The organism is Aquiflexum sp. (assembly GCF_041751335.1).
Lineage (GTDB): Bacteria > Bacteroidota > Bacteroidia > Cytophagales > Cyclobacteriaceae > Aquiflexum.
This window is the reverse complement of sequence record NZ_JBGSXS010000327.1, coordinates 1-21171: the sequence shown is the minus strand read 5'-3', so window position 1 is coordinate 21171 and position 21171 is coordinate 1. Positions and strand designations below refer to the sequence as shown.

Below are 21171 nucleotides of genomic sequence, written 5' to 3'. Positions count from 1 at the left end.
TTGGAAATGAGATAAACTTGTAATTTGCAGCCTCAATAAATTCCACACATGTTTCCACTACGGATTTTAATTACAGAAGACGATCATGTTTCGGCTCTGTTGCTAAAAAAAGCACTTGAAAAAAACAACCATCAAATCATAGGGATATCTGACTCCGGAGAAAGGGCATTGGAAATTCTTGAGGAAAATCAGGCCGATATTGTCATGATGGACATCAACCTTGCCGGTGAGCTTGACGGTATCAAAACTACAGAAATCATCAATGAAAAATATGATATTCCAGTGGTTTACCTTAGCGCCAGTTCTGATGCAGAGACCCTCACCAAAGTGGTTGGGACCAATCCAAGTGCCTATGTCATCAAACCCTTCAATATCCGTGAACTGAACATGGTGATTGAATTGGCGATTTTTAAAGACAGAAAGGAAAAAGAGCTGCAAAAGCTTAATAATGAACTAGAGGAAAAAGTAAGGCAAAGAACCAAAGACCTTGCGGATGCCAACAAAGAATTGACCAGGGCTTTAGAAAAGGAAAGGGAAGTAGGAGAGTTGAAATCCAGGATTGTACTGAATGTTTCCCATGGATTCAAAACACCCCTTACATCGATATTGAGTTCAGCACAGCTGCTTGCCAATTACGCGGAACGGGATCATCCCTTCAAAGCCAAAATCATGAAGCATGCACAGAAGATCGAAAATTCTGTAAGGAATTTGAACAGTCTTCTTACTTCAGTTTTGTTTTTTGGGAAAGCTGATGCCAATAAAATTGACTTTAAGCCCAAAAAGATGTTTGTGGTGGCCATGCTCAATGAAGTTATTGACGTAGTCAAAGCGGGTTCAGAACATGATGTGAAAATCAACGTGAAATTCAACAACCTTCCCAAAACAATTACTTCAGATTCGGACCTGCTCTATCAGATATTTGAAAACTTATTGTCAAATGCCTGCAAGTATTCCAAAGATGGACAGGAGGTTGATTTTACGGTTTGGGTTGAAGATGATAAACTTTATGGAACTGTAAAAGACAAAGGAATAGGTATTCCGGAAAAAGAACACGATCAAATGTTTGATAGGTTTTTCAGAGCCAAAAACGTGGGAATCATCGAAGGTTCTGGCTTAGGTCTTTCCATCGTTAAGAAAAGTATCGAAGTCCTTAATGGAGACATTTCATTTGAAAGTGCCCAAGGAAAAGGGACAACCTTCCATGTTTCTATACCAATAAAAATCTGATAATGCTCCAAGCAAAAAATATTGAATTCCATTACAACAGCGATCTAAAATTTCAAATTCCGGAAATTAATCTAAAATCAGGGGAACAGCTCCTGATCATCGGTAAATCCGGGAGCGGGAAAACTACAATTTTGAATATCCTTGGAGGATTATTAAAGCCATTGTCAGGTGAGGTTATTATCGACGAAACATCTGTTTACAGCTTAACAGGAGGAAAATTGGATAAATTCAGAGGTAAAAATATTGGAATAATTTTTCAAAAGCCCCATATCCTTGCAGCCTTGAATGTTGAAGAAAACCTCAAACTCGCCAATTTTTTTGCGGGAGAGAAAAGTGACCTGATCCAACCATTGCTCAAGGAACTTGGGATTTATGAAAAAAGGAAGGCCAATGTCAATACCCTTAGTGAGGGAGAAGCCCAACGGGTGTCCATTGCAAGGGCACTGGTTAATAATCCAAAAGTGATATTGGCGGATGAACCCACGGCCAGTTTGGATGATGAGAATGCTTCAATTGTGGTCAAATTGCTGAAACAGCAAGCGGAAAAATATAATGCTGCTTTGATTATTGTCACCCATGACCAAAGGGTCAAAGACCTTATTTTCAATCAGATAACAATAGGCGGCGAATCATGAACATGTTAAAACTGAGTTGGAAATACCTGATTGCGAAGCCACTGAATACCGGGCTCAATATCCTTTTATTGGCTTTGGGGCTTGCCATCATTACTGTCCTGATATTGATTCAGGATCAGTTTGAGAATAAAATGACCAAAGATGCCGAGGGGATTGATTTGGTAGTAGGTGCTAAGGGCAGTCCTTTGCAATTGATTCTTTCCAGCGTTTATCATATTGATTTCCCCACCGGCAATATAGATATGGCTGACGCCATCACTCTTTCCAAAAACCGCCTTGTCAAAAACATCATTCCTTTGGGGATGGGTGACAACTATCAAGGCTATAGAATTGTAGGTACCAACCATGACTATTTGGAACTCTATAATGCACAGATGAGAGAAGGGGTTGTTTGGGATAGACCTTTCGATGTAGTTCTTGGTGATGAAACAGCCACTAAACTGGGATTAGGTGTGGGATATACTTTTATAGGTTCTCATGGCATTGGCAGCAGCAGCCATGAGCATGATGAACATCCTTATAAGGTTACAGGTATTCTTACGCCAATGGGGAATGTCCTGGATAAATTGATACTGACTAGTATAGAGTCTGTATGGTACACCCATGATGAAGGTCTTGATCATGAAAAATTTGAAATACCTGTTGCAAAGACGGGGTTTCCTGAAACGGACGAAGACAGGGAAGTAACTTCATTACTGGTCCAATATAGAAATCCCATAGCGGCGGTTCAATTACCAAGATTTGTAAACAGTAAAAGTGCGCTTCAAGCTGCATCACCATCGTTTGAGATTTCCAGGCTTTTTGAATTATTGGGGGTAGGGGTGAAGCTGATTCAGGGCTTGGCTGTGGTTATCATCATTATTGCAGGTCTAGGGATTTTCATCGCCCTGTTCAATTCACTCAAAGAAAGAAAATACGATTTGGCAGTCATGAGAACCTTAGGAGCTTCCAATGGTCAATTGTTTTTGCACATTGTTTTGGAAGGAGTAATACTCACATTTATCGGAGCAATTGTTGGGATTTTAATCGGGCACCTTTTTCTGGCTGTTCTCGTTATGCAGAATGAACAAGGGGCAATCAGCGGATTGACAGCCATGGTATTTCTGGTAGAAGAATTTTGGATCTTGGTATATGCGGTTGCGGTAGGAATAATTGCCTCTCTTATACCTGCATTGAACGCTTATCAAACTGATATTGCCAAACAGCTTACCAAAGCTTAGATTTGTCTTCTCCTAGATAAATGAAGCATTAACATTTAATTGATGATACAAATGATTTTGAAGAACACCATTTTCACATTATTATTCTTAACCCTTGTTTCTGTGGGATATGCACAGACAGCACCCAGTGTTTGGAGGGATTTGTCTGACGTGACTTACAAAATCGGGCAGGATGAATTCGGGGAATTATATATCCCTGTTTTCAGTGACAAAATCAAAAAGCTGGAAGGTAAAGTGGTAGAAGCCGATGGATACATCATTCCTTTTGAAGGGATGTTCAAGCCTGAACATATTATTCTTTCATCTCTTCCTTTGGCAGAATGCTTCTTTTGTGGTTCAGGTGGTCCTGAAACCGTCATGGAAGTAATGATGAAAAGTCCTATAAAATACACCTCTAAAAGAGTCAAAGTAAAGGGAACCTTAACACTTAATGACAAGGATCCTGAAAAATTGATGTATATCTTAACAGACGCCCAAATATTGGCAAATTAAAAAAAGCTCCGTCATGCGGAGCTTTTTGATTCCATGTCTTTAAATTTTTCTATCAGGAGATTAGTTTCAAGTCCTGGTTTTCCATTTCCAATTTTAAAGTCATCTATTTGTGTGATGGGAAGTATTTTTTTTGTGGTACTCGTCATGAAAAGTTCATCAGCAGTATGGATTTCCTCCCACTTCACGGGTCTGATATTTACCTTTCCACTGATTTCTAAAACTCTTTTACGGGTAATACCATGAAGGATATGAGAATCAGGTGTAGCAATTTCACCATTTTTTATCATAAATATATTGGATCGGGAGCTTTCTGAAACCAATCCTTTATGATGATAAATCACATCCTCTGCCCCTTGATTTTTCCAATCACTACTGTGCCAAACAGGAAATGCATAATTTGTGGTTTTCACATCTGCAATCGCCCTAACATGTTCTGCGGATAATAGCTTAACACCTTTTGCATATTTTTCTTGAGAAGGAAAATCCAATTCCTCACAGAAAATAAACAATGTGCCCTCAGCCGGTGAGAAATGATTTTCCGACAATCCTCCCGACAGCAGCATCCTGATGCCTCCGTTTTTCAGATCATTTTTTTGGATCAACTCCAATATAATATAGGACAATTCATCCTTTGTTAGTTTCAGAAGGAGGCGGGTTTTTTCCGCTGATCTAATGAATCTGTCCAAATAATCACTTAAAAACAGGGGGGTGTAATTTGATGTTCTAAAAAAATCAAAGATTCCATAACCACGGATCAAACCTATATCCATAGGATGGATCACTGCCATTTCTGAGGATATTATTTGGTTTTTGGCAAAACAATAAGGTTTCATGTAATTAAAGCTTTGTTTAATGTGAATTTTTGAAATTTAATTTATATTTGCAATTATGTTGCAAATAATTAGAAAACTTTCTTCTCAATCAGCAGATATGCTAGGAATATCTGCTTCGGTACTTTGTATGATTCATTGTATGGCAATGCCTGTGATGATATCATTAGGTTATATTTTTAAATTTTCAGAAGATCATGACCATGCCCATGAACATTGGCATTGGATGGATTACTTCTTTGTTATTCTTGCAGTCTGGGCTGTTTACAATGCGGCTAAAAATACACATTTCATGCGTATAAAAATAGCACTTTGGATAGCAGTGTCAATTTTTTCAGTTGCGATACTTCTACATGATTTAAATCCTTTGATGATAGTTCTTTCTATATCTGCATCTCTATCTTTAGTTTTAATTCATATTATTAATTGGAAATATCACAAAAGATGTAAAATAGTTAGTGAATAATTTCTTTTTTTAGTCAAATGGTTTTTTCTTTGATAAAAAATCAAAACCATGTGTAAGTCCTTAGGTTTTATAATTTTAGTTTCATTATCCTTGTTGGTATTCGGATGCAAATCTGATGGGAAGAATCCCAATGAGGAATTGAAAAAAGAGGTGATTGGAATCCACGATGAAGTAATGCCATTGATGGGAAATCTTAAATCTCTCAAAACCAAAGTTCTTGAAAAATCCGCTTCCCTTTCCAAAGAGGAATCTCCAAATTATGATCGCATTCAAAAACTTGAGCTTTTGGCAGGTGAACTGGACAGTGCCTTTGAGGGCATGTTTGTTTGGATGAGACAGTTCAAATCAGATTTTGAAGGTATGTCATCAGATGAAGTCAAGATGTACCTTTTAGATCAAAAACTGAAAGTAGAAAAAGTGAACGTTGATATAAAAGAGACCATTGCTATAGCCAATGAGGCGCTTAAGGTAGAATAATCATTTTTGGAGATAATCTCCAACCATATTGGCATCAATTACCCCTTGTTTGCTTCCCCATATATTATATAAATATGTCATGATCTGCGCTATTTCCAGATTGGTTAGCTTGGCATTCGCGGGCATGGCTTGGTTATAGGACTGACCATTGACTATAATCTCTCCGTTTTGTCCATATTTGATGATCCAGGCAGTTCTTCCGATATCTTCCAGCATATAGTCAGACTCAAATAACGGTGGTATTAATTTTCCCAATCCTACCCCATCTTTTTGATGGCAATTGGCACAATAATTCTCATAAAGAATTTTACCTTCAATGGCATACTGCAACACTTTTGTGTCTTTGATACTTGCAAGAGTTTTTTCTTTATTGGAAGAATTGCCCTGACAGGAATATAGAAGAAGTAGAAATATCAAAATTTGGCCAATCCCGCTAATCCGCATAATTTTCTATTCCAATAATTTTGGTATGTCTTTCATCAGTCTATTGACCTGATCTTCTTTTGTTCCATCATACACTCCTCTGATGTGTCCTTTTTGGTCTACCAAAACAAATGCACCTGAATGTAGCAGTCCTCCCGGCTCGTTTTTATCTTCCATGGCTGTGGTAAGGTAACTTGTCTGTCCAATTTCAAAAATTTTCTCTTGATCACCTGTCAGAAAGTGCCAGGTTTGATCATTTTCTACCCCAATTTTTGCGGCATAATCTTTTAATAATTCCGCTGTATCATGCTCCGGATCGAGGGTATGGCTTAAAATAAGGAAATCAGGTTCATCTTTGAATTTTTCATAAACCCGCAGCATTTGGGTTTTCATGATCGGACAGATGGTAGGGCAGGAAGTAAAGAAAAAATCTGCTACATATACTTTCCCGGCTACTGATTGCTTATTTATTTCTTTTTTTTCCTGATTAATGAACTTAAAATCACCGATTTCATGGAAAACAGTGTCTTGGCCAGATTGGCCTTCAATTTCATTGATATGCCAATTGCCTAAAATAGGTAAGGTTTTATTATTTGAGGATTCATAATCTTTGGTTGAACAAGCCCAAATACTCAGGACGCTAATTAAAAATAATGGAATTATTGAAAGTGACTTTTTCATTTTAATCTTTCTTGGATTTCTCTCTTGATTTTCTGTACAACTGAATGCTTAACATTAGCAAAGCACTCAAAGCCAAAAGGCCAGCGATTCCCCAAACGGTATCAACGAGACTTTTGAGCACAATCAGGAATACTATAGCAAATAACAAAACTGTAGCGCCTTCGTTCCAAATTCTCAATTGATTTGAACTCCATTTGGCAATTCCTTTTTGCAATTGATTAAATTGTATATGGCAGATAAAATGATAAATGTACAAAAGGAAAACAAAACCCAATTTGGCATGCATGAATCCCATTTGCATATACCCCCACCGGTAATACAACACCCAAAACCCAAAAATGAGCGTGAGTATTGCAGATGGCCAGGTTATACCAAACCACAGCCTTTTGGCCATGAGGTTTAAATGGGGGACCAGAATTCTTTTTTCTTCTTCGGATTTTTCAAGGGCTTCAGTCTGATAGATAAAAAGCCTGACGATGTAAAATAATCCTGCAAACCACGTTACCACAAAAATGATATGGAGTGCTTTTAAATATTCGAAAGCCATCTTGGAATTTTTCTCCTAAATTAAGGCATTAAATCTAAACAACTCTAATAAGATGTCTTCGAAGAACTTATTTTATGGAATAATCATAGTGATCTCTCTGATCATTTTTTGGATTGTTTCTGAGACCTTAACCCAGCCTAGAGTAGCTGATCTGGAAGGAGAATTTATAGAAATTGCTAATTATAGAAATGAGAACAACACAGGCCCGGTAATTCGGATTTATGCAGTTTATTCATCAGATACCCTTTGGGACGAAATGAGGAAATATGGTGACTTTATGCCTCATACAAAATATGGTAATACCAAGGTTTTTTTCTTTTCGAACCAAGCGAATTCACCGGAAAAGCTAGTGCCTTCTGAACCGTATTTTGATAGTAATTACCAAGAAAATTGCGTTGCTCAATATGAAAAAACAGCAATGGGTGAGACACGTTTCAAAAAATATCCCTTTCGATAATTTCTTTAACTTTGAAATACAATTTCATTTTGAACTTTCAAAATATATCCCTTGAAAAAAAATACCAGACTTCCGGAAGAGACTTATATTAAAGGGATCCTATCAGGTGATAGGGTGGTTCTCAGCCGTGCCATTACATTAGTAGAAAGCACATTGGAGGAGGATCAAAGGTTGGCTGAAACGGTCATGGAAAAAATTCTCCCTTATTCAGGTCGATCAGTGAGGGTAGGAATAACAGGAGTTCCAGGTGTGGGAAAGAGCACATTTATTGAAAGTTTTGGAAAAAAACTTCTTGACAAAGGCCATAAGGTGGCTGTCTTGGCCATCGATCCCAGTAGCCAGAAATCCCATGGCAGTATCTTGGGCGATAAAACCCGGATGGAAAGACTCTCCTCAGATAAGAGAGCATACATTAGACCTAGTCCTGCAGGTGAAACACTTGGAGGAGTCAGTGCACGAACAAGGGAAGCGATGTTGCTTTGTGAAGCGGCTGGTTTTGATGTGATGCTAATCGAGACGGTAGGCGTAGGACAATCTGAAATTGCTGTAAAAGGGATGGTTGATTTTTTCCTTTTGCTCATGTTGTCCGGCGCAGGAGATGAGCTACAGGGCATCAAGAAAGGGATTATTGAAATGTGTGATGCCATGGTAATCAACAAAGCTGATGGGGATAACTTGGAGTCTGCTAAAAGGGCTAAGAGAGAATATGCCAATGCTTTACATCTTTTTCCCACTAGAGAGAATGGATGGTATCCAAAAGTGGAGGTATGTTCTTCTACTGAGCTAACTGGTTTAGATGAAGTTTGGGAGATGATCCAAGGGTATAGGGAGAAAATGACCTATAATGGTTTTTTTGCTAAAAACAGATCCGATCAAAATGAAAATTGGCTCCATGAACATATCGTTTATTTGCTAAAGTCAGGTTTTTACAATAACCCTGAAATCAAAAGAATAATAGCTGAATCTGTTCCAGAGATAAAAGCAGGAACAACATCACCAGTAGCAATCGCCAGGACTCTTGTTCAGTTTTATGTAGATAAGTTTATATGATTATCCTTAATGATGCCAGTCACCTAGTTTCCTTTGCTACCCGTGTGGGAAGTTTGAAGTCCGAAGTCCGATGTTTTTGGGAACGTCATTACGAGTCTTTAATACTTTGTAAATGTTTAGAATAGGTAATGACATCAGGTTACCCCAACCTACGGGAGGCAGGCGTCATCCCGAGGCACGAGGGATCTCCAGAGGTTCTATTATTGGGATTTTATTACTGATTTCACTCCTCTCATGTAATGTAGGGACAAATAAACTTGAAAGTAGGACAGAGGTATTTCATCAAAAGGCATGTCATGGAGAATATTGTGCAGAGGTAAATCTTAAATACCCTGTTTTTTTGGGAGAAAGGGAACGTTCCATTGTTTTGAATAATCTTATAGAAGAAAAAATCATTAAAACTGTAAATGTCTATGAGGAAATAAAGGTGACAGAAATTATAGATGCAGCTACCAATTTTTTGGATTCCTATGTAGAATTCATGGATGATTTTGAATCCGCGCAAGACTGGGAAATAAACCTTGATGCGAAAGTGACCTTCGAAAATGAAAAAATTATTTCAATTGTTTTTGAAACCTATTCATTCACCGGAGGTGCCCATCCCAACAGCTTTAGGAAATACCTAAATTTTGACAAGCAGAAAAATACCGAAATTGACAATATCTCATTGATAATAGATGAGCAAATTTTACTTGAAATAGCTGAATCAAAATTCAAGGAAATACATCAAGTGGAAAATGATATTCCTTTAAAGAAAACAGAAATGTTTTTTCTGGACGAAAATGATAAATTTTTCCTTCCCACTGCAATTGGATTCGAAAGTGATTCTCTTGTCCTGTTTTATAATTCCTACGAAATAGGACCCTATGTCATGGGTACCACAGAAATCAAGTTTGCGAAAAGTGAAATGAAGGGTATAGTAAATCTCTATAAATGAAAATGGATAATGGTTATACGCTTCTTTGCCTGTAATCCAATATTCTACTTCAAACAGGTTGGAAGTTCGATGTACTGGATTTTTAAGTTTCCTGGCTAGAATTACATTGAATTACCATTTTACTGGCATCATTGCATACATACTTGAAATGAATACACTGTATTCAACTAATTGACTTTAAATTCAATAATTTTTAGGAAAGAGACTTAATTGTACATTTATCAACATCGGTCATCCAACATCGGTCAAAAATTAATGAAAGGTCGCCTACTGAAAAGGAGGCTGTTAGTCGAATAATGGAATTGGGATCAATAAGACCTCATTTTAAATTTCTTCTTCAGGTCATTGACTGAATTTCTGAAGGCAGTATCTGTTTCCATGAAATCATTGACCGTCTGCACTGCATGGATGACTGTACTGTGGTCTCTTCCACCAAAATGATAACCAATGGATTTTAAAGAATGGTTTGTAAATTCTTTTGCAAAGTACATGGCTACTTGCCTAGCGGTAACAATTTCTTTTTTTCTGGTTTTAGCTTTGAGGTCATCAATTTTAATATCAAAGTATTCTGACACTGTTTTCTGAATAAAATCAATCCCAACTTCAGTTTCAATATCCTTGACGATATTTTTCATGATGGCCTTCGCCAAAGCCAAATCAATTTCAACTCTGTTCAGGGAGGCGTGGGCAAGCAGTGATATCATGACACCTTCCAGTTCCCTGACATTGGTATCCACTGTATAGGCAAGGTACTCAATAACATCATCGGGGATATAAATTCCCTCTGATTGCATTTTTCTTTTAATAATTGCAACTCTTGTTTCAAAATCCGGCATCTGTAAATCAGCCGTCAAACCCCATTTGAATCTTGACAACAACCTTTCCTCTAAACCTTTCAGGTCCTTGGGAGGACAGTCAGAGGTCATGATAATCTGTTTCTTATTTTGATGAAGGTGGTTGAAAATGTGAAAAAACATTTCTTGAGTCCTATCTTTTCCAGCTAAAAATTGGATGTCATCGATGATCAATACATCAACTTGCATGTAAAAATTGGTGAAGCTTTTTACATTTCCATCCTTGATGGAATCCATAAACTGATTTACGAATTTTTCTGAAGAGACATAAAGCACAAACTTATCCTCGGGCCCGTTTTTAATTTCGTTGCCTATTGCTTGTACCAGATGAGTCTTTCCAAGACCAACACCACCATATACCATCAAAGGGTTAAAGGATGTAATGCCAGGCTTGGTAGCTACTGCAAAACCGGCGGACCGTGCCAACCTGTTACAATCTCCTTCTATGTAAGTATTGAATGTATAAATCGCATTGAGGTTAGATTGCAAAAGCATATCATTGTCTAGAGACTGAAGATGAAAGGGGCTTTTGTTATCTGTACTTTCGTTTGCAACCTTCTTTGAAGCGTTTGAATTGTTTCCTTGTGGAAAACTTACTACGTACGGTTGGTTTTGCGAATTTCCACGGTCTACAACCACCGCATATTCAAGTTTACCGTTTGGTCCCAAAATTGACTTAATAGCTAACTTGAGAACCTGAACATAATTATCCTCGAGCCATTCATAAAAAAACTGACTTGGAACTTGAATCGTGAGGCTGCTTCCTTCGAGTCTTACAGGGTTGATGGGCTTAAACCAAGTAGAAAAGCTCTGCTCATTGACGTGCTGTTCAATTACACGCAAACATTCATTCCAAACTGCATTGGCCTCCGAGCTCATTTATTACTTTTAATAACTTTAGGATATTAGGACTTTTCACCTCGGGATTTTCAAGGGCCTCAAATTTGGAGAAAATATATTTAAATAAAAAATGAAAAAAGACTTGACTTTTCTATTTGACCGTCACGTTTTTGGCAAGGACATTTTTTATTTTATTTTTTCTTAAAAACTCAAATTCCAACATTCCCAACCTCAAGGCACCGGTACCTACTTGGTTGACAATTGTATCGTATCCGCCTGAACTTTTGACTGAAGTCGGCTTTTCTAAGAATGTATGCGCGTGGCCTCCAATGATAAGATCAATTTTCGAATTGCTTCTAAACAGTGGTTTTTGATGGATGGAAACCTTATTTTTGAAAGGATTAAGATAAGTGATTTCCATAATGCTGTTTTTGGTGCATAGGATTTCAAATCTTTTGCATTATCATACTTTAAACCCAAATATGAAAGACAATTTGTTTGAGGAGTTTCCCAATATTTCTAAGGAAGAATGGATGCAGCAAGTCATCAAGGACTTAAAAGGGAAAGATTTTGAAAACACCCTCGTTACAGTTACAACAGACGGGCTCAGAATAGCTCCTTTTTATACTGCTGAAGATATTAGGACAATCGAGGGGAAGTCTAATTTTTGTAGTTCTATATTACCCAATTCTTCGATTCCCGGATTTTCGCCTAGATATTGGTCAAATGTTTTTCAGGTGAAGAAAGGTGATGAAAAAGTAGCTAACAAGGAAATTTTGTTGGCCTTACAGAATGGCGCTGACGGGCTAATACTTTCATTATTTGGAGATGAAAATCTGGACCAATTGCTCAATGAGGTCTTACCTCAATATATTCAGATTTTTATTGTTCCTGGTAAGGATCCGATTGTGTCCATCCAACATTTTCTCAATTGGGTAAAAAGAAATGTTTTTGATCCGAATGAAGTACAGGGAGGATTACTTTGGGATGGTTTTGCAAATACCCTGCTTGAAAAAGAAAGTAAAGACAGAGTAATTGAAATCGCAACTGCTTTATTGAAAATCGGTGAAGAATTTGGTCAGTTTAAGGTTTTCTCAATCGATTCAGCTATTTATCACAACGCGGGAGCTTCGCCTGTTCAGGAGCTATCTTATAGCCTTTCGGCATTTATTGAAATGGTGGATGGCTTGACTCAAAATGGTATTTCAGCTGAGAAAATATTTAAAAAAACTTTGCTCAAAACTGCTGTCGGCTCGGATTATTTTCTGGAAATGGCGAAAATAAAAACATTTAGAATTTTGTACCACCAATTGGCCAGACTGTATCAAATCACTATTCCGATGGAAAATATCTTTATTTTTTCCTCTACCTCCTTTTGGACCAAGTCGAAATTGGATATTCATTCCAATATGCTAAGAAGTACTACAGAAGCTATGGCTGCTATACTTGGAGGATGCAACGCGCTTCATATTTTACCACATGATGCAGTATTGGGCCATAGCGATTCATTTTCTAAAAGATTGGCCAGAAATATTTCAAATATTTTAAAAGAAGAGGCTTATTTGGATAAAGTACTGGACCCTTTGGCAGGAAGTTTTTATCTGGAAAGTTTAACGGGTGATTTGTTCACAGCAGTTCAGTCTAAACTCATTGACATTGAAGATTCAGGTGGATGGTGGCAACTTTACCAAGACAGATCAATTCAAAAGACTGTAAATGCAATGAATGATCAAAGAATCCAAGCCTTTCAAAATGGGGGTAAAGTAAAAATCGGAGTCAATAAATTTACTGATCCGAATGAATCTCTAGAGTTGATTAATGAAAAGATAGCAGCGAAGGATTGGCAACTGCTCCCAGCAAGAGAGTCTGAAATCATCGAAAAAAACAAAATACTGAATCCATGAGACCAGACCTTAGCCAACTCAATTATAAAATTCAAGATATCAAAAGGCCAATAGATGAAGGTGACTCGTGGGATAGTGCGGAAAAAATTTCCATACCCTCGGTTTTTGACAAGAAAATAATGTCTGAAATCAAACATGATGGATTCGCAGCGGGTATACCACCATTTTTAAGAGGTCCCTACAGTACCATGTATGTGTTACGGCCATGGACTATTAGACAATATGCTGGTTTTTCTACTGCTGAGGAATCCAATGCTTTTTACAGACGAAATCTGGCAGGTGGTCAGAAAGGTTTGTCAGTCGCCTTTGATCTGGCAACACACCGTGGATATGATTCAGACCACCCAAGGGTAGTAGGGGATGTGGGCAAAGCTGGTGTGGCCATTGATTCCGTTTTGGACATGAAGATTCTGTTTGATGGGATTCCTTTGGACCAAATGTCCGTTTCTATGACTATGAACGGTGCCGTTATTCCCATCATGGCATTTTATATTGTTGCGGCTGAGGAGCAAGGCGTGATGCCGAAACAATTAAGCGGAACGATTCAAAATGATATTTTGAAGGAGTTTATGGTCAGGAATACCTACATCTATCCACCATTACCTTCCATGAGAATTATAGCGGATATTTTTGAATTTACTTCCAAAAATATGCCCAAATTTAATTCCATTTCAATATCAGGATACCACATGCAGGAAGCTGGTGCCACTGCAGAACTGGAACTTGCATATACTTTGGCAGATGGCCTTGAGTATTTGAGGACAGGTATTGCCACAGGTCTTGATATAGATGATTTTGCGCCAAGGCTTTCTTTCTTTTGGGCGATAGGAATGAATCATTTTATGGAAATTGCAAAAATGCGAGCAGGCCGTTTATTATGGGCAAAAATCGTCAAACAATTTAATCCGAAAGACCCGAAGTCATTGGCTCTTAGGACGCACTGTCAGACTTCAGGTTGGTCATTGACAGAACAAGATGCATTTAATAATGTGGCAAGGACTACTGTGGAGGCCATGGCTGCGGTATTAGGTCATACACAATCCTTGCACACCAATTCATTTGATGAGGCAATGGCTTTACCGACTGATTTTTCAGCTAGAATAGCAAGAAATACCCAATTGTATTTACAAGAAGAAACAGGAATCTGTAAAGTTGTGGATCCTTGGGGAGGTTCATATTATGTGGAATATCTTACCGACCAATTAGTCAAAAAAGCTTGGTCTTTGATCCAAGAAGTGGAAGAACTCGGAGGAATGGCTAAGGCAATTGAAGCTGGGATTCCAAAAATGAGAATCGAGGAAGCAGCAGCGCGTAAGCAGGCTCGAATAGATAGCGGTAAAGATGTCATTGTCGGTGTCAATCGCTATCAGACTGATGAAAAAAGCGAGTTTGATATTTTGGAAGTAGACAATAATTCTGTGCGCCTCTCGCAAATAGAAAGGTTGAATAAACTAAAAAGAGAAAGAGACCAAGGAGAAGTGGAAAAGGCTTTGTATGCCATAACCCATTCAGCTAAAACTGGGAAAGGTAACTTGTTGGCCTTGGCGGTGGAAGCAGCCCGAAAAAGGGCTACCTTGGGTGAAATTTCTGATGCGATGGAAAAAGAATTCGGAAGACATAAGGCTACTGTAAGATCAATTTCTGGTGTTTATTCCGGTGAGGCCAAAGATGACAGTAGTTTTAAGGAAGCCAAAAAACTTGCAGATGAATTTGCCGCAATGGAAGGGAGAAGGCCTAGAATTATGGTGGCAAAAATGGGGCAGGATGGCCATGATAGAGGAGCTAAGGTGATTGCAACCGGTTTTGCCGATTTGGGGTTTGATGTTGATATAGGGCCTTTATTTCAGACACCGGAAGAAGTAGCCATGCAAGCTGCGGAGAATGATGTTCATATTGTGGGTGCATCATCGTTAGCTGCGGGCCATAAAACATTGGTACCCGCTCTGATAGATGAATTGAAAAGACTTGGCAGAGAGGATATCATGGTAATTGCAGGAGGTGTAATTCCGCCCAAAGATTATGATTTTTTATTTGAAAAAGGAGTTGCAGCTGTTTTTGGGCCAGGTACAGTCCTACCCAAAGCAGCAAAAGAGATTCTTGAAAAACTGATGGAGGCTTAACACTGTTTTAACGTAGCCCCTACATCTGTTCTTAAAACTTAAAATAAAAACAGTCTAAACACTTAAGATCTAAAGTTTTGGCTCTTTGGGAGTAAATTAAATTTAAAAGCCTTTATTATCACATGCTTTTCGTGTTTCTGTCAATTGTAGCATATCAGCTTTAATTAAGGTATTACAAAATCTCTGTAAAATGAAATCCATTATTTTAATTTTTGATCAAAATGAAAAGAAAGAAGTTGACAATCTGATTATTCCACTTCTGGGAAATAGGCTGAAGGAGTCAGTAGAATATAAAGACCATAAGAAATTTGAGTTCTCTCAAGATGATTTTTTAGTATGCTATCTTTCTGATGAACAGCTTCATGAATTTATAGAAGAAATTGTCGAGAATCATTGGAAAATCGGTTTTTTACCCCATCCTGAGATGAAAGAGGGCAGGCAAGGATTTGGGGTTTCTTCCAAACTTGAAATCGCCGCTCAAAATATCATGGATTCGGAAGAGCTTTTGGAAGTTGACCTGCTTTTGGCAAATGGTAAACCGATACTCAATAAACTTGTTATTGGCAATACATTTAGTCTGATGTATGGTTCAGGAATACAGGAAGGAATTTTGAGGAAAATTGCAGCAAGGGCCAAGTCGTTTTTTAGATCTTTTAGAAAAGTAAAATTGCAACCATATAGTATCCATTGGAATACGAAAAATGGAGATGAGAAGGATAGTGGTGTTGATACAGCTGCATTGGGTATGGTGGTGGTGCAGCATGGAAAAAGCTCCATGCTTTCTAGGAGGATCATAGAGGATTCAAATCCCAATGATGGCATGATGCATTGTTTGGTATTGGCTCCGAAAAGTATTTGGGAAATCATTAAATTCGGGTTTTTCAGTATTTTCAAATCAAAACAAAAAAACTCTTTGCCTGAATATGTTGCCCACATCAAAACAGACAGGATATTGATAAAAAGTGACAATCCGATCACTTATGCTGCTGATGAACTTTTATTGAGTGCCAAGGAAATTGAAATGGAAGTTAAGCCAAAAGCTTTGGTAATCATTCCTGGGACTTTGTTGGATTCACAAAAAGAGGTAGAAAAAAATAGGGTATTTAAAGTTCAAAATTTACCAAAAGGCGAATTGAAAAATGAATTATTGAACCGTTTTCTGCCTTTTACAAATCATGCGACCACTGAAGAGTTTAAATGGCTTTTCAGTATTTTAAGAGAAAACTCCCAAGTCAGTCAAAGTTATCTAGTCTTAATGGCCCTATCCACCATCATAGCTACCTTTGGACTTTTCGGGAATTCTTCACCGGTCATTATCGGTGCCATGATTTTGGCACCTTTGATGTCTCCGATCATTTCACTGTCTATGGGCGTCCTACGTCAGAATGAAAAGCTAATCAAAGAAAGTCTGATAACGATCGGCTATGGGCTTTTGGTCGGTTATATTTTTGCAGTGTTAATCACTTGGTTAACCCCTCTCAACACGCCGAATAGTGAAATCGTGGCTAGAATTAGACCAAATTTATTGGATTTGGGAGTTGCTGCGGCCTCAGGTGTGGCCGGAGCTTATGCCCATTCTAAAAAAGAGGTTGCAAAGACCTTAGCCGGGGTAGCTATTGCAGTAGCACTTGTTCCCCCTCTTTCTGTGTCGGGTATAGGCCTGGGTTGGGGAGATTGGTCAGTGTTTTTCGGAGCCTTGCTTTTATTGGCCACCAACTTGGCGGGAATGGTGCTTGCAGGTGCATTGACTTTTTTGTTATTGGGATTCAGTCCATTCAGATTGGCAAAAAAAGGCTTAATGATTTCTTTGTTTTTTGTTGCGTTGATCAGTGCACCTTTGGGATTTGGTTTTTCCAAGATGGTAAAGGAAAATAAAATCATTCAACGATTAAGTGGGGCAGAAATCCCCCAAGGAAAGTTGCGGGATGTGAGGTTAATTCGAATGCAGCCTATGCGTATATCTCTTACCATAATTTCCGATAAACCTTTAGACTACGATGAACTCAGTTCCGTGAAGGATGAAATTCAGGAGATAGTCGGGCAAGAGGTTGAAGTGGAACTTTCTGTGGGGCTTGTACTTTGATAAAAATATTTTATTTTAGTACCGTAAATATATACCCGCATGGTTTTGGTTGCTGATCTAAATTTTTCATTGCCATTTAGCAATCCTGTTTTAATTTTTGCAAGCATTCTATTTATCATCCTTTTTGCTCCAATTCTCCTCAATAGGATTAAAATCCCGCAGCTTATCGGATTGATCATTGCAGGAGCGATAATTGGCCAGAATGGTATGAATTTATTGGAAAGAGATAGCAGTGTGATTCTGTTTGGCACAGTTGGTCTGCTTTATATTATGTTTTTGGCTGGACTTGAAATCGATATGGCAGATTTCAAAAAGAACAAAAATAAGAGTATTGTTTTCGGACTTCTTACTTTTTCCATACCAATGATTCTAGGTATTATTTCGGGCATCTATATATTGGGGTTCGGAGTTTTAACTTCGGTCCTTTTGGCTAGTATGTTCGCTTCTCATACGCTGATAGCCTATCCTATTCTGAGTAAAATGGGAGTAGTAAAAAACAAAGCTGTAAATATCGCTGTAGGCGGTACAGTCATTACTGATACATTGGCGCTATTGATTTTGGCCGTTATCGTTGCCATGTCCTCTGGGGAACTGACAAATGATTTCTGGATTAGGATGGGTATTTCCATTTTGATTTTTGCTTTAACAGTCATATTTGGTTTTCCTATTTTGGGACGATGGTTCTTCAAAAGAAATGAAGATAATATTTCCCAGTATATTTTTGTTTTGGCAATGGTATTTTTGGGTGCATTTTTGGCGGAAGCAGCAGGTATTGAGGCTATCATTGGGGCATTTCTTGCAGGCTTGGCATTGAACAAATTGATTCCTCTTACTTCTCCTTTGATGAACAGGATTGAATTTGTGGGCAATGCACTGTTTATTCCTTTTTTTCTGATTGGGGTTGGGATGTTGATAGATTTCAGGGTTTTCTTTTCCGATATCGAAACCATTTTTGTTGCCGCTATCATGACCCTAGTGGCCACTATATCCAAATTTCTGGCTGCTTGGATTACCCAAAAAACCTATAAGTTTTCAGCCGCCCAAAGAGATGTTATTTTTGGTTTGAGCAATGCACAGGCAGCAGCTACGTTAGCGGCTATTTTGGTGGGGTATAATGTTATTTTAGGAGTGAACGAAGCCGGAGAACCGATACGGTTATTGGGAGAAAGTATTTTGAATGGTACCATTTTGATGATTTTGGTTACTTGTACCATTGCATCCTTTGTTGCCCAAAGAGGTGCTTCAAAATTAGTGTTAGAGGAAAATGAAGAATCTGGTGAAGTTGAAAAAGAAATATCTGGGGAAAGGATACTTATTCCTATAAATTACCCGGATAATATTGAGGAATTGATACATCTTGGTGTAACCATCAAAGCAAAGTCAGCTAAAAACAGCTTGCTTGCATTGAATATTGTCCCTTCGGATTCTGAGGATGAAACCAAAGAAAAGTATGCGAAAAAACTGTTGAACAAAGCAAGTATCAGTGCAGCTGCAACTGATAATATTTTGACTGAATTGATCCGGTATGATTCTAATGTGGTCAATGGGATTACAAATGTCATCAAGGAAAATAAGGTTTCGGATATAATTTTGGGGTTGCATAAAAAACAGGAGATTTCGGATTCTTTTCTTGGGGAATTGACAGAGGGTATTCTTAGGCGAAGTAATGTGACTGCATTGATTTATCATTCCAATCAGCCACTGAATACAATAAACAGGTACATCATAGTGATACCCAGAAATGCCGAGAAGGAAATGGGATTTGCTTTTTGGTTGTTGAGGGTCTGGAATATAGGCAGAAATACAGGGGCCAAATTGGTGTTTTATGGTTCCAATGATACCTTGAAATATATTCAACAAGTGCAGTTGAAATTCAGCTTGGAGGCTGAATTCATCGATTTTGAAGACTGGGCTGATTTCCTGATTATTTCAAGGGATTTGAAGGCGGATGATGCTTTGGTTGTAATTATGAGCCGAACCAATGGTGTGTCTTTTGATCCGACAATGGACAAGCTTCCAAAGTATCTCAACAAATATTTCAACAAAAACAACTATATCCTTTTATACCCAATGCAATTTGATTTTGATGGAAAAGGATATACCAAATATGGCGGTACTTCACTATTGAATCCTTTACTAGAAGGGGTAAATAACCTGGAGAATTTTGGGGAAACTGTGGGAAGGTTGTTCAAAAAGAAATAAAGAAACCGCGAAAGATAGAATTGGCCTTGCCTCTTCTCTACCACGGAAAAATATATTTTTAAAATTAATTATCCTCTCCTCGGAGTTTGACAACAGCACCTTCCAGTAATGGGCTTATGCGTACCTGACAGGACAATCTACTGGTAGGATAATATTCAGGGAGATTTTCCAACTGATCCAATTCCACATCAGTAGCTTCACCCAATTCATCTTGACCTTCCAAAATCTCCACATGGCAAGTTGCACAAAGGGCCATACCGCCACAAGTTGCCAAAACCGGGTATTCGGAAGCTTTTAATATTTCCATTAGGCTTAGACCCATATCATCAGGAGCTTCAATTTCCTGTTGGTTGCCTTCGTGATCCTCTATTGTGAATTTTACCATGCCGCAAAAATAGGATTAAAATGAATTAACACCGTTAACTGTGGTATATTTAAAACTCAATTTTTGATCAGGGTAAACATATTTAAAGGCAGCATGCATCATAATGGCAGCTTCGTGGAATCCGCAAAGAATAAGCTTTAATTTCCCTGGATAGGTATTGATATCACCAATGGCAAATATTCGGTCAACACCTGTGGAGTAATCACGTGTATCAACTTCAATGGCATTTTTGTCTATGTTCAATCCCCAATCCGCAATAGGGCCTAATTTCGGACTTAAGCCAAATAGAGGAATAAGATAATCCGTATCAATTGTAATTTCCTCTTTACTTTTCCCTTCCAATTTAACACTTTTAAGTTTGCCATTACCGCCAAGTTCCTTGAGGTTGGCTGATAGAATCAGGTCAATTTTTCCGTTATTGGCCAAATCATAAACTTTTGCTGCAGAATCAGGTGCTCCTCTGAAGGTTTCATTTCGATGGACCAAAGTCACTCGCTCAGCTACCTTGGAAAGATAAATGGCCCAGTCAAGTGCAGAATCGCCACCCCCTGCCAACATAACCTTTTTGTTTCTAAAAGTTTCAGGATTTTTGACCATATAGGTAACTCCATTTCCTTCAAATTGATCAAGGTTTTCTAGTACAGGTTTTCTAGGTTCAAAAACGCCTAAACCTCCGGCAATCACAATCACTTGGGTATGTACTTTTGTTTTGTCATTTGTTGTTAAGATAAAGGAACCATCGTCTTGCTTAGCCAAATGGTCAACTCTTTCCCCCAAAGTAAAAGTAGGCTTAAACGGTTTGATCTGATCCATTAGGTTATTTACCAAGTCTTGGGCTTTGATCTCAGGATAACCTGGAATATCATAAATGGGTTTTTGGGGGTAAATCTCTGATAGTTGCCCTCCTACCTGAGGCAAGTAATCGATCAGATGACAGCGCATCTTTAACAATCCAGCTTCAAAAACCGCAAACAAACCAACAGGTCCTGCTCCAATGATACAAATGTCCGTAGTGATCATGTTATTAATATTTATGGTTTAACCAAAACACGGTTTAAATGTTCGTACAAATATAATTAGTATAACAAGTATTTTATCCATCTTAGGGAAAAACTATTCAAGGTTGTTATAAATGGTATTTAAAATTCTTTTAAATTCCTCGAAGTCGGATTTACCGAGATTTTCCCAGGCCTTTTCTCTGATTGATGCTATTTGGGGTTTCAATTCCTCTACCTTAGATTGGCCCTCATCTGTCAGGACCAATTGAAAACTCCGTCTGTCCATTGGGTGCGGGACTCTTTCAACATATCCTTTTTTAGCCAAAATATCTACAATTCTTGT

The 21171-nt window shown here is 38.1% G+C and carries 22 protein-coding genes; 13 read left to right on the top strand and 9 right to left on the bottom strand.

What is annotated here, in order from left to right:
* Positions 1 to 48 precede the first annotated feature (48 nt).
* From ACEW8U_RS18355 to ACEW8U_RS18340, 4 genes are read left to right on the top strand one after another with little or no spacing between them, the layout of a single operon-like run.
* Positions 49 to 1227 (top strand): ATP-binding protein, encoded by a 1179-nt coding sequence (locus tag ACEW8U_RS18355; protein ID WP_373523514.1) that lies wholly within the window; start codon positions 49 to 51, stop codon positions 1225 to 1227.
* Positions 1228 to 1229: 2 nt separating this feature from the next.
* A complete protein-coding gene (locus ACEW8U_RS18350; protein ID WP_373523513.1) occupies positions 1230 to 1862 on the top strand; it encodes an ABC transporter ATP-binding protein in 633 nt (210 codons plus the stop codon).
* Positions 1859 to 3082 carry an ABC transporter permease gene (locus ACEW8U_RS18345; protein ID WP_373523512.1) on the top strand — a complete coding sequence of 408 codons (1224 nt, stop codon included), beginning with the start codon at positions 1859 to 1861 and terminating at the stop codon, positions 3080 to 3082. The genes ACEW8U_RS18350 and ACEW8U_RS18345 overlap by 4 nt, the downstream gene beginning before the upstream one ends.
* Before the next feature lie 51 nt (positions 3083 to 3133).
* Positions 3134 to 3574, top strand: coding sequence for a hypothetical protein (locus ACEW8U_RS18340; RefSeq protein ID WP_373523511.1), 441 nt, complete (start codon positions 3134 to 3136; stop codon positions 3572 to 3574).
* An 11-nt stretch (positions 3575 to 3585) separates the two neighbouring features.
* On the opposite strand, the gene ACEW8U_RS18335 is transcribed toward ACEW8U_RS18340, so the two are convergent.
* Positions 3586 to 4407, bottom strand: coding sequence for an aminotransferase class IV (locus ACEW8U_RS18335; protein WP_373523510.1), 822 nt, complete (start codon positions 4405 to 4407; stop codon positions 3586 to 3588).
* Positions 4408 to 4462: 55 nt separating this feature from the next.
* On the opposite strand from ACEW8U_RS18335, the gene ACEW8U_RS18330 reads away from it, so the two are divergent.
* Positions 4463 to 4870 (top strand): MerC domain-containing protein, encoded by a 408-nt coding sequence (locus ACEW8U_RS18330; RefSeq protein WP_373523509.1) that lies wholly within the window; start codon positions 4463 to 4465, stop codon positions 4868 to 4870.
* A gap of 48 nt (positions 4871 to 4918) precedes the next feature.
* Positions 4919 to 5347, top strand: coding sequence for a hypothetical protein (locus ACEW8U_RS18325; protein ID WP_373523508.1), 429 nt, complete (start codon positions 4919 to 4921; stop codon positions 5345 to 5347).
* Here the strand turns inward: ACEW8U_RS18325 and ACEW8U_RS18320 are convergent, their stop codons facing one another.
* Genes ACEW8U_RS18320 through ACEW8U_RS18310 form a run of 3 tightly spaced genes read right to left on the bottom strand, consistent with a single transcriptional unit; the run spans position 5348 to position 6998 of the window.
* A complete protein-coding gene (locus ACEW8U_RS18320) occupies positions 5348 to 5791 on the bottom strand; it encodes a cytochrome c (RefSeq protein ID WP_373523507.1) in 444 nt (147 codons plus the stop codon). It abuts the gene before it with no gap.
* A gap of 6 nt (positions 5792 to 5797) precedes the next feature.
* Positions 5798 to 6451, bottom strand: coding sequence for an SCO family protein (locus tag ACEW8U_RS18315; RefSeq protein ID WP_373523506.1), 654 nt, complete (start codon positions 6449 to 6451; stop codon positions 5798 to 5800).
* Between the two features lies 1 nt (position 6452).
* Positions 6453 to 6998, bottom strand: a complete 546-nt coding sequence (locus ACEW8U_RS18310; protein ID WP_373523505.1) for a CopD family protein — start codon at positions 6996 to 6998, stop codon at positions 6453 to 6455.
* A 52-nt stretch (positions 6999 to 7050) separates the two neighbouring features.
* Here ACEW8U_RS18310 and ACEW8U_RS18305 point away from each other — a divergent pair, with 52 nt between their 5' ends.
* The 3 genes from ACEW8U_RS18305 to ACEW8U_RS18295 all read left to right on the top strand — a co-directional run bounded on the left by ACEW8U_RS18305 (position 7051) and on the right by ACEW8U_RS18295 (position 9442).
* The gene (locus ACEW8U_RS18305) at positions 7051 to 7455 is read left to right on the top strand and encodes a hypothetical protein (protein WP_373523504.1); all 405 of its coding nucleotides are present in this window, start codon (positions 7051 to 7053) and stop codon (positions 7453 to 7455) included.
* A 51-nt stretch (positions 7456 to 7506) separates the two neighbouring features.
* Entirely contained in the window at positions 7507 to 8505 is a 999-nt protein-coding gene (gene meaB / locus ACEW8U_RS18300; RefSeq protein ID WP_373523503.1) for a methylmalonyl Co-A mutase-associated GTPase MeaB, read from the top strand.
* 112 nt (positions 8506 to 8617) lie between these two features.
* Positions 8618 to 9442 (top strand): DUF3298 and DUF4163 domain-containing protein, encoded by an 825-nt coding sequence (locus ACEW8U_RS18295; RefSeq protein ID WP_373523502.1) that lies wholly within the window; start codon positions 8618 to 8620, stop codon positions 9440 to 9442.
* 308 nt (positions 9443 to 9750) lie between these two features.
* Here the strand turns inward: ACEW8U_RS18295 and dnaA are convergent, their stop codons facing one another.
* Together dnaA and ACEW8U_RS18285 are read right to left on the bottom strand one after the other, a co-directional pair.
* The gene (dnaA, locus tag ACEW8U_RS18290; RefSeq protein WP_373523501.1) at positions 9751 to 11175 is read right to left on the bottom strand and encodes a chromosomal replication initiator protein DnaA; all 1425 of its coding nucleotides are present in this window, start codon (positions 11173 to 11175) and stop codon (positions 9751 to 9753) included.
* Positions 11176 to 11287: 112 nt separating this feature from the next.
* Positions 11288 to 11557, bottom strand: a complete 270-nt coding sequence (locus tag ACEW8U_RS18285; protein ID WP_373523500.1) for a hypothetical protein — start codon at positions 11555 to 11557, stop codon at positions 11288 to 11290.
* 61 nt (positions 11558 to 11618) lie between these two features.
* Here ACEW8U_RS18285 and ACEW8U_RS18280 point away from each other — a divergent pair, with 61 nt between their 5' ends.
* From ACEW8U_RS18280 to ACEW8U_RS18265, 4 genes are all read left to right on the top strand, one after another.
* Positions 11619 to 13040, top strand: coding sequence for a methylmalonyl-CoA mutase family protein (locus ACEW8U_RS18280; RefSeq protein ID WP_373523499.1), 1422 nt, complete (start codon positions 11619 to 11621; stop codon positions 13038 to 13040).
* Positions 13037 to 15160, top strand: a complete 2124-nt coding sequence (gene scpA / locus ACEW8U_RS18275) for a methylmalonyl-CoA mutase (RefSeq protein ID WP_373523498.1) — start codon at positions 13037 to 13039, stop codon at positions 15158 to 15160. Before ACEW8U_RS18280 ends, scpA begins: the two co-directional genes overlap by 4 nt.
* 190 nt (positions 15161 to 15350) lie before the next feature.
* The gene (locus ACEW8U_RS18270) at positions 15351 to 17243 is read left to right on the top strand and encodes a DUF389 domain-containing protein (protein WP_373523497.1); all 1893 of its coding nucleotides are present in this window, start codon (positions 15351 to 15353) and stop codon (positions 17241 to 17243) included.
* Between the two features lie 39 nt (positions 17244 to 17282).
* A complete protein-coding gene (locus tag ACEW8U_RS18265; protein ID WP_373523496.1) occupies positions 17283 to 19445 on the top strand; it encodes a cation:proton antiporter in 2163 nt (720 codons plus the stop codon).
* Positions 19446 to 19509: 64 nt separating this feature from the next.
* On the opposite strand, the gene ACEW8U_RS18260 is transcribed toward ACEW8U_RS18265, so the two are convergent.
* The 3 genes from ACEW8U_RS18260 to ACEW8U_RS18250 all read right to left on the bottom strand — a co-directional run.
* Entirely contained in the window at positions 19510 to 19830 is a 321-nt protein-coding gene (locus tag ACEW8U_RS18260) for a 2Fe-2S iron-sulfur cluster-binding protein (protein WP_373523495.1), read from the bottom strand.
* Between the two features lie 15 nt (positions 19831 to 19845).
* Entirely contained in the window at positions 19846 to 20850 is a 1005-nt protein-coding gene (locus ACEW8U_RS18255) for an NAD(P)/FAD-dependent oxidoreductase (RefSeq protein WP_373523494.1), read from the bottom strand.
* 93 nt (positions 20851 to 20943) lie between these two features.
* The coding region (locus ACEW8U_RS18250; protein WP_373523493.1) for a MarR family winged helix-turn-helix transcriptional regulator at positions 20944 to 21171 on the bottom strand (228 nt) is incomplete at its 5' end.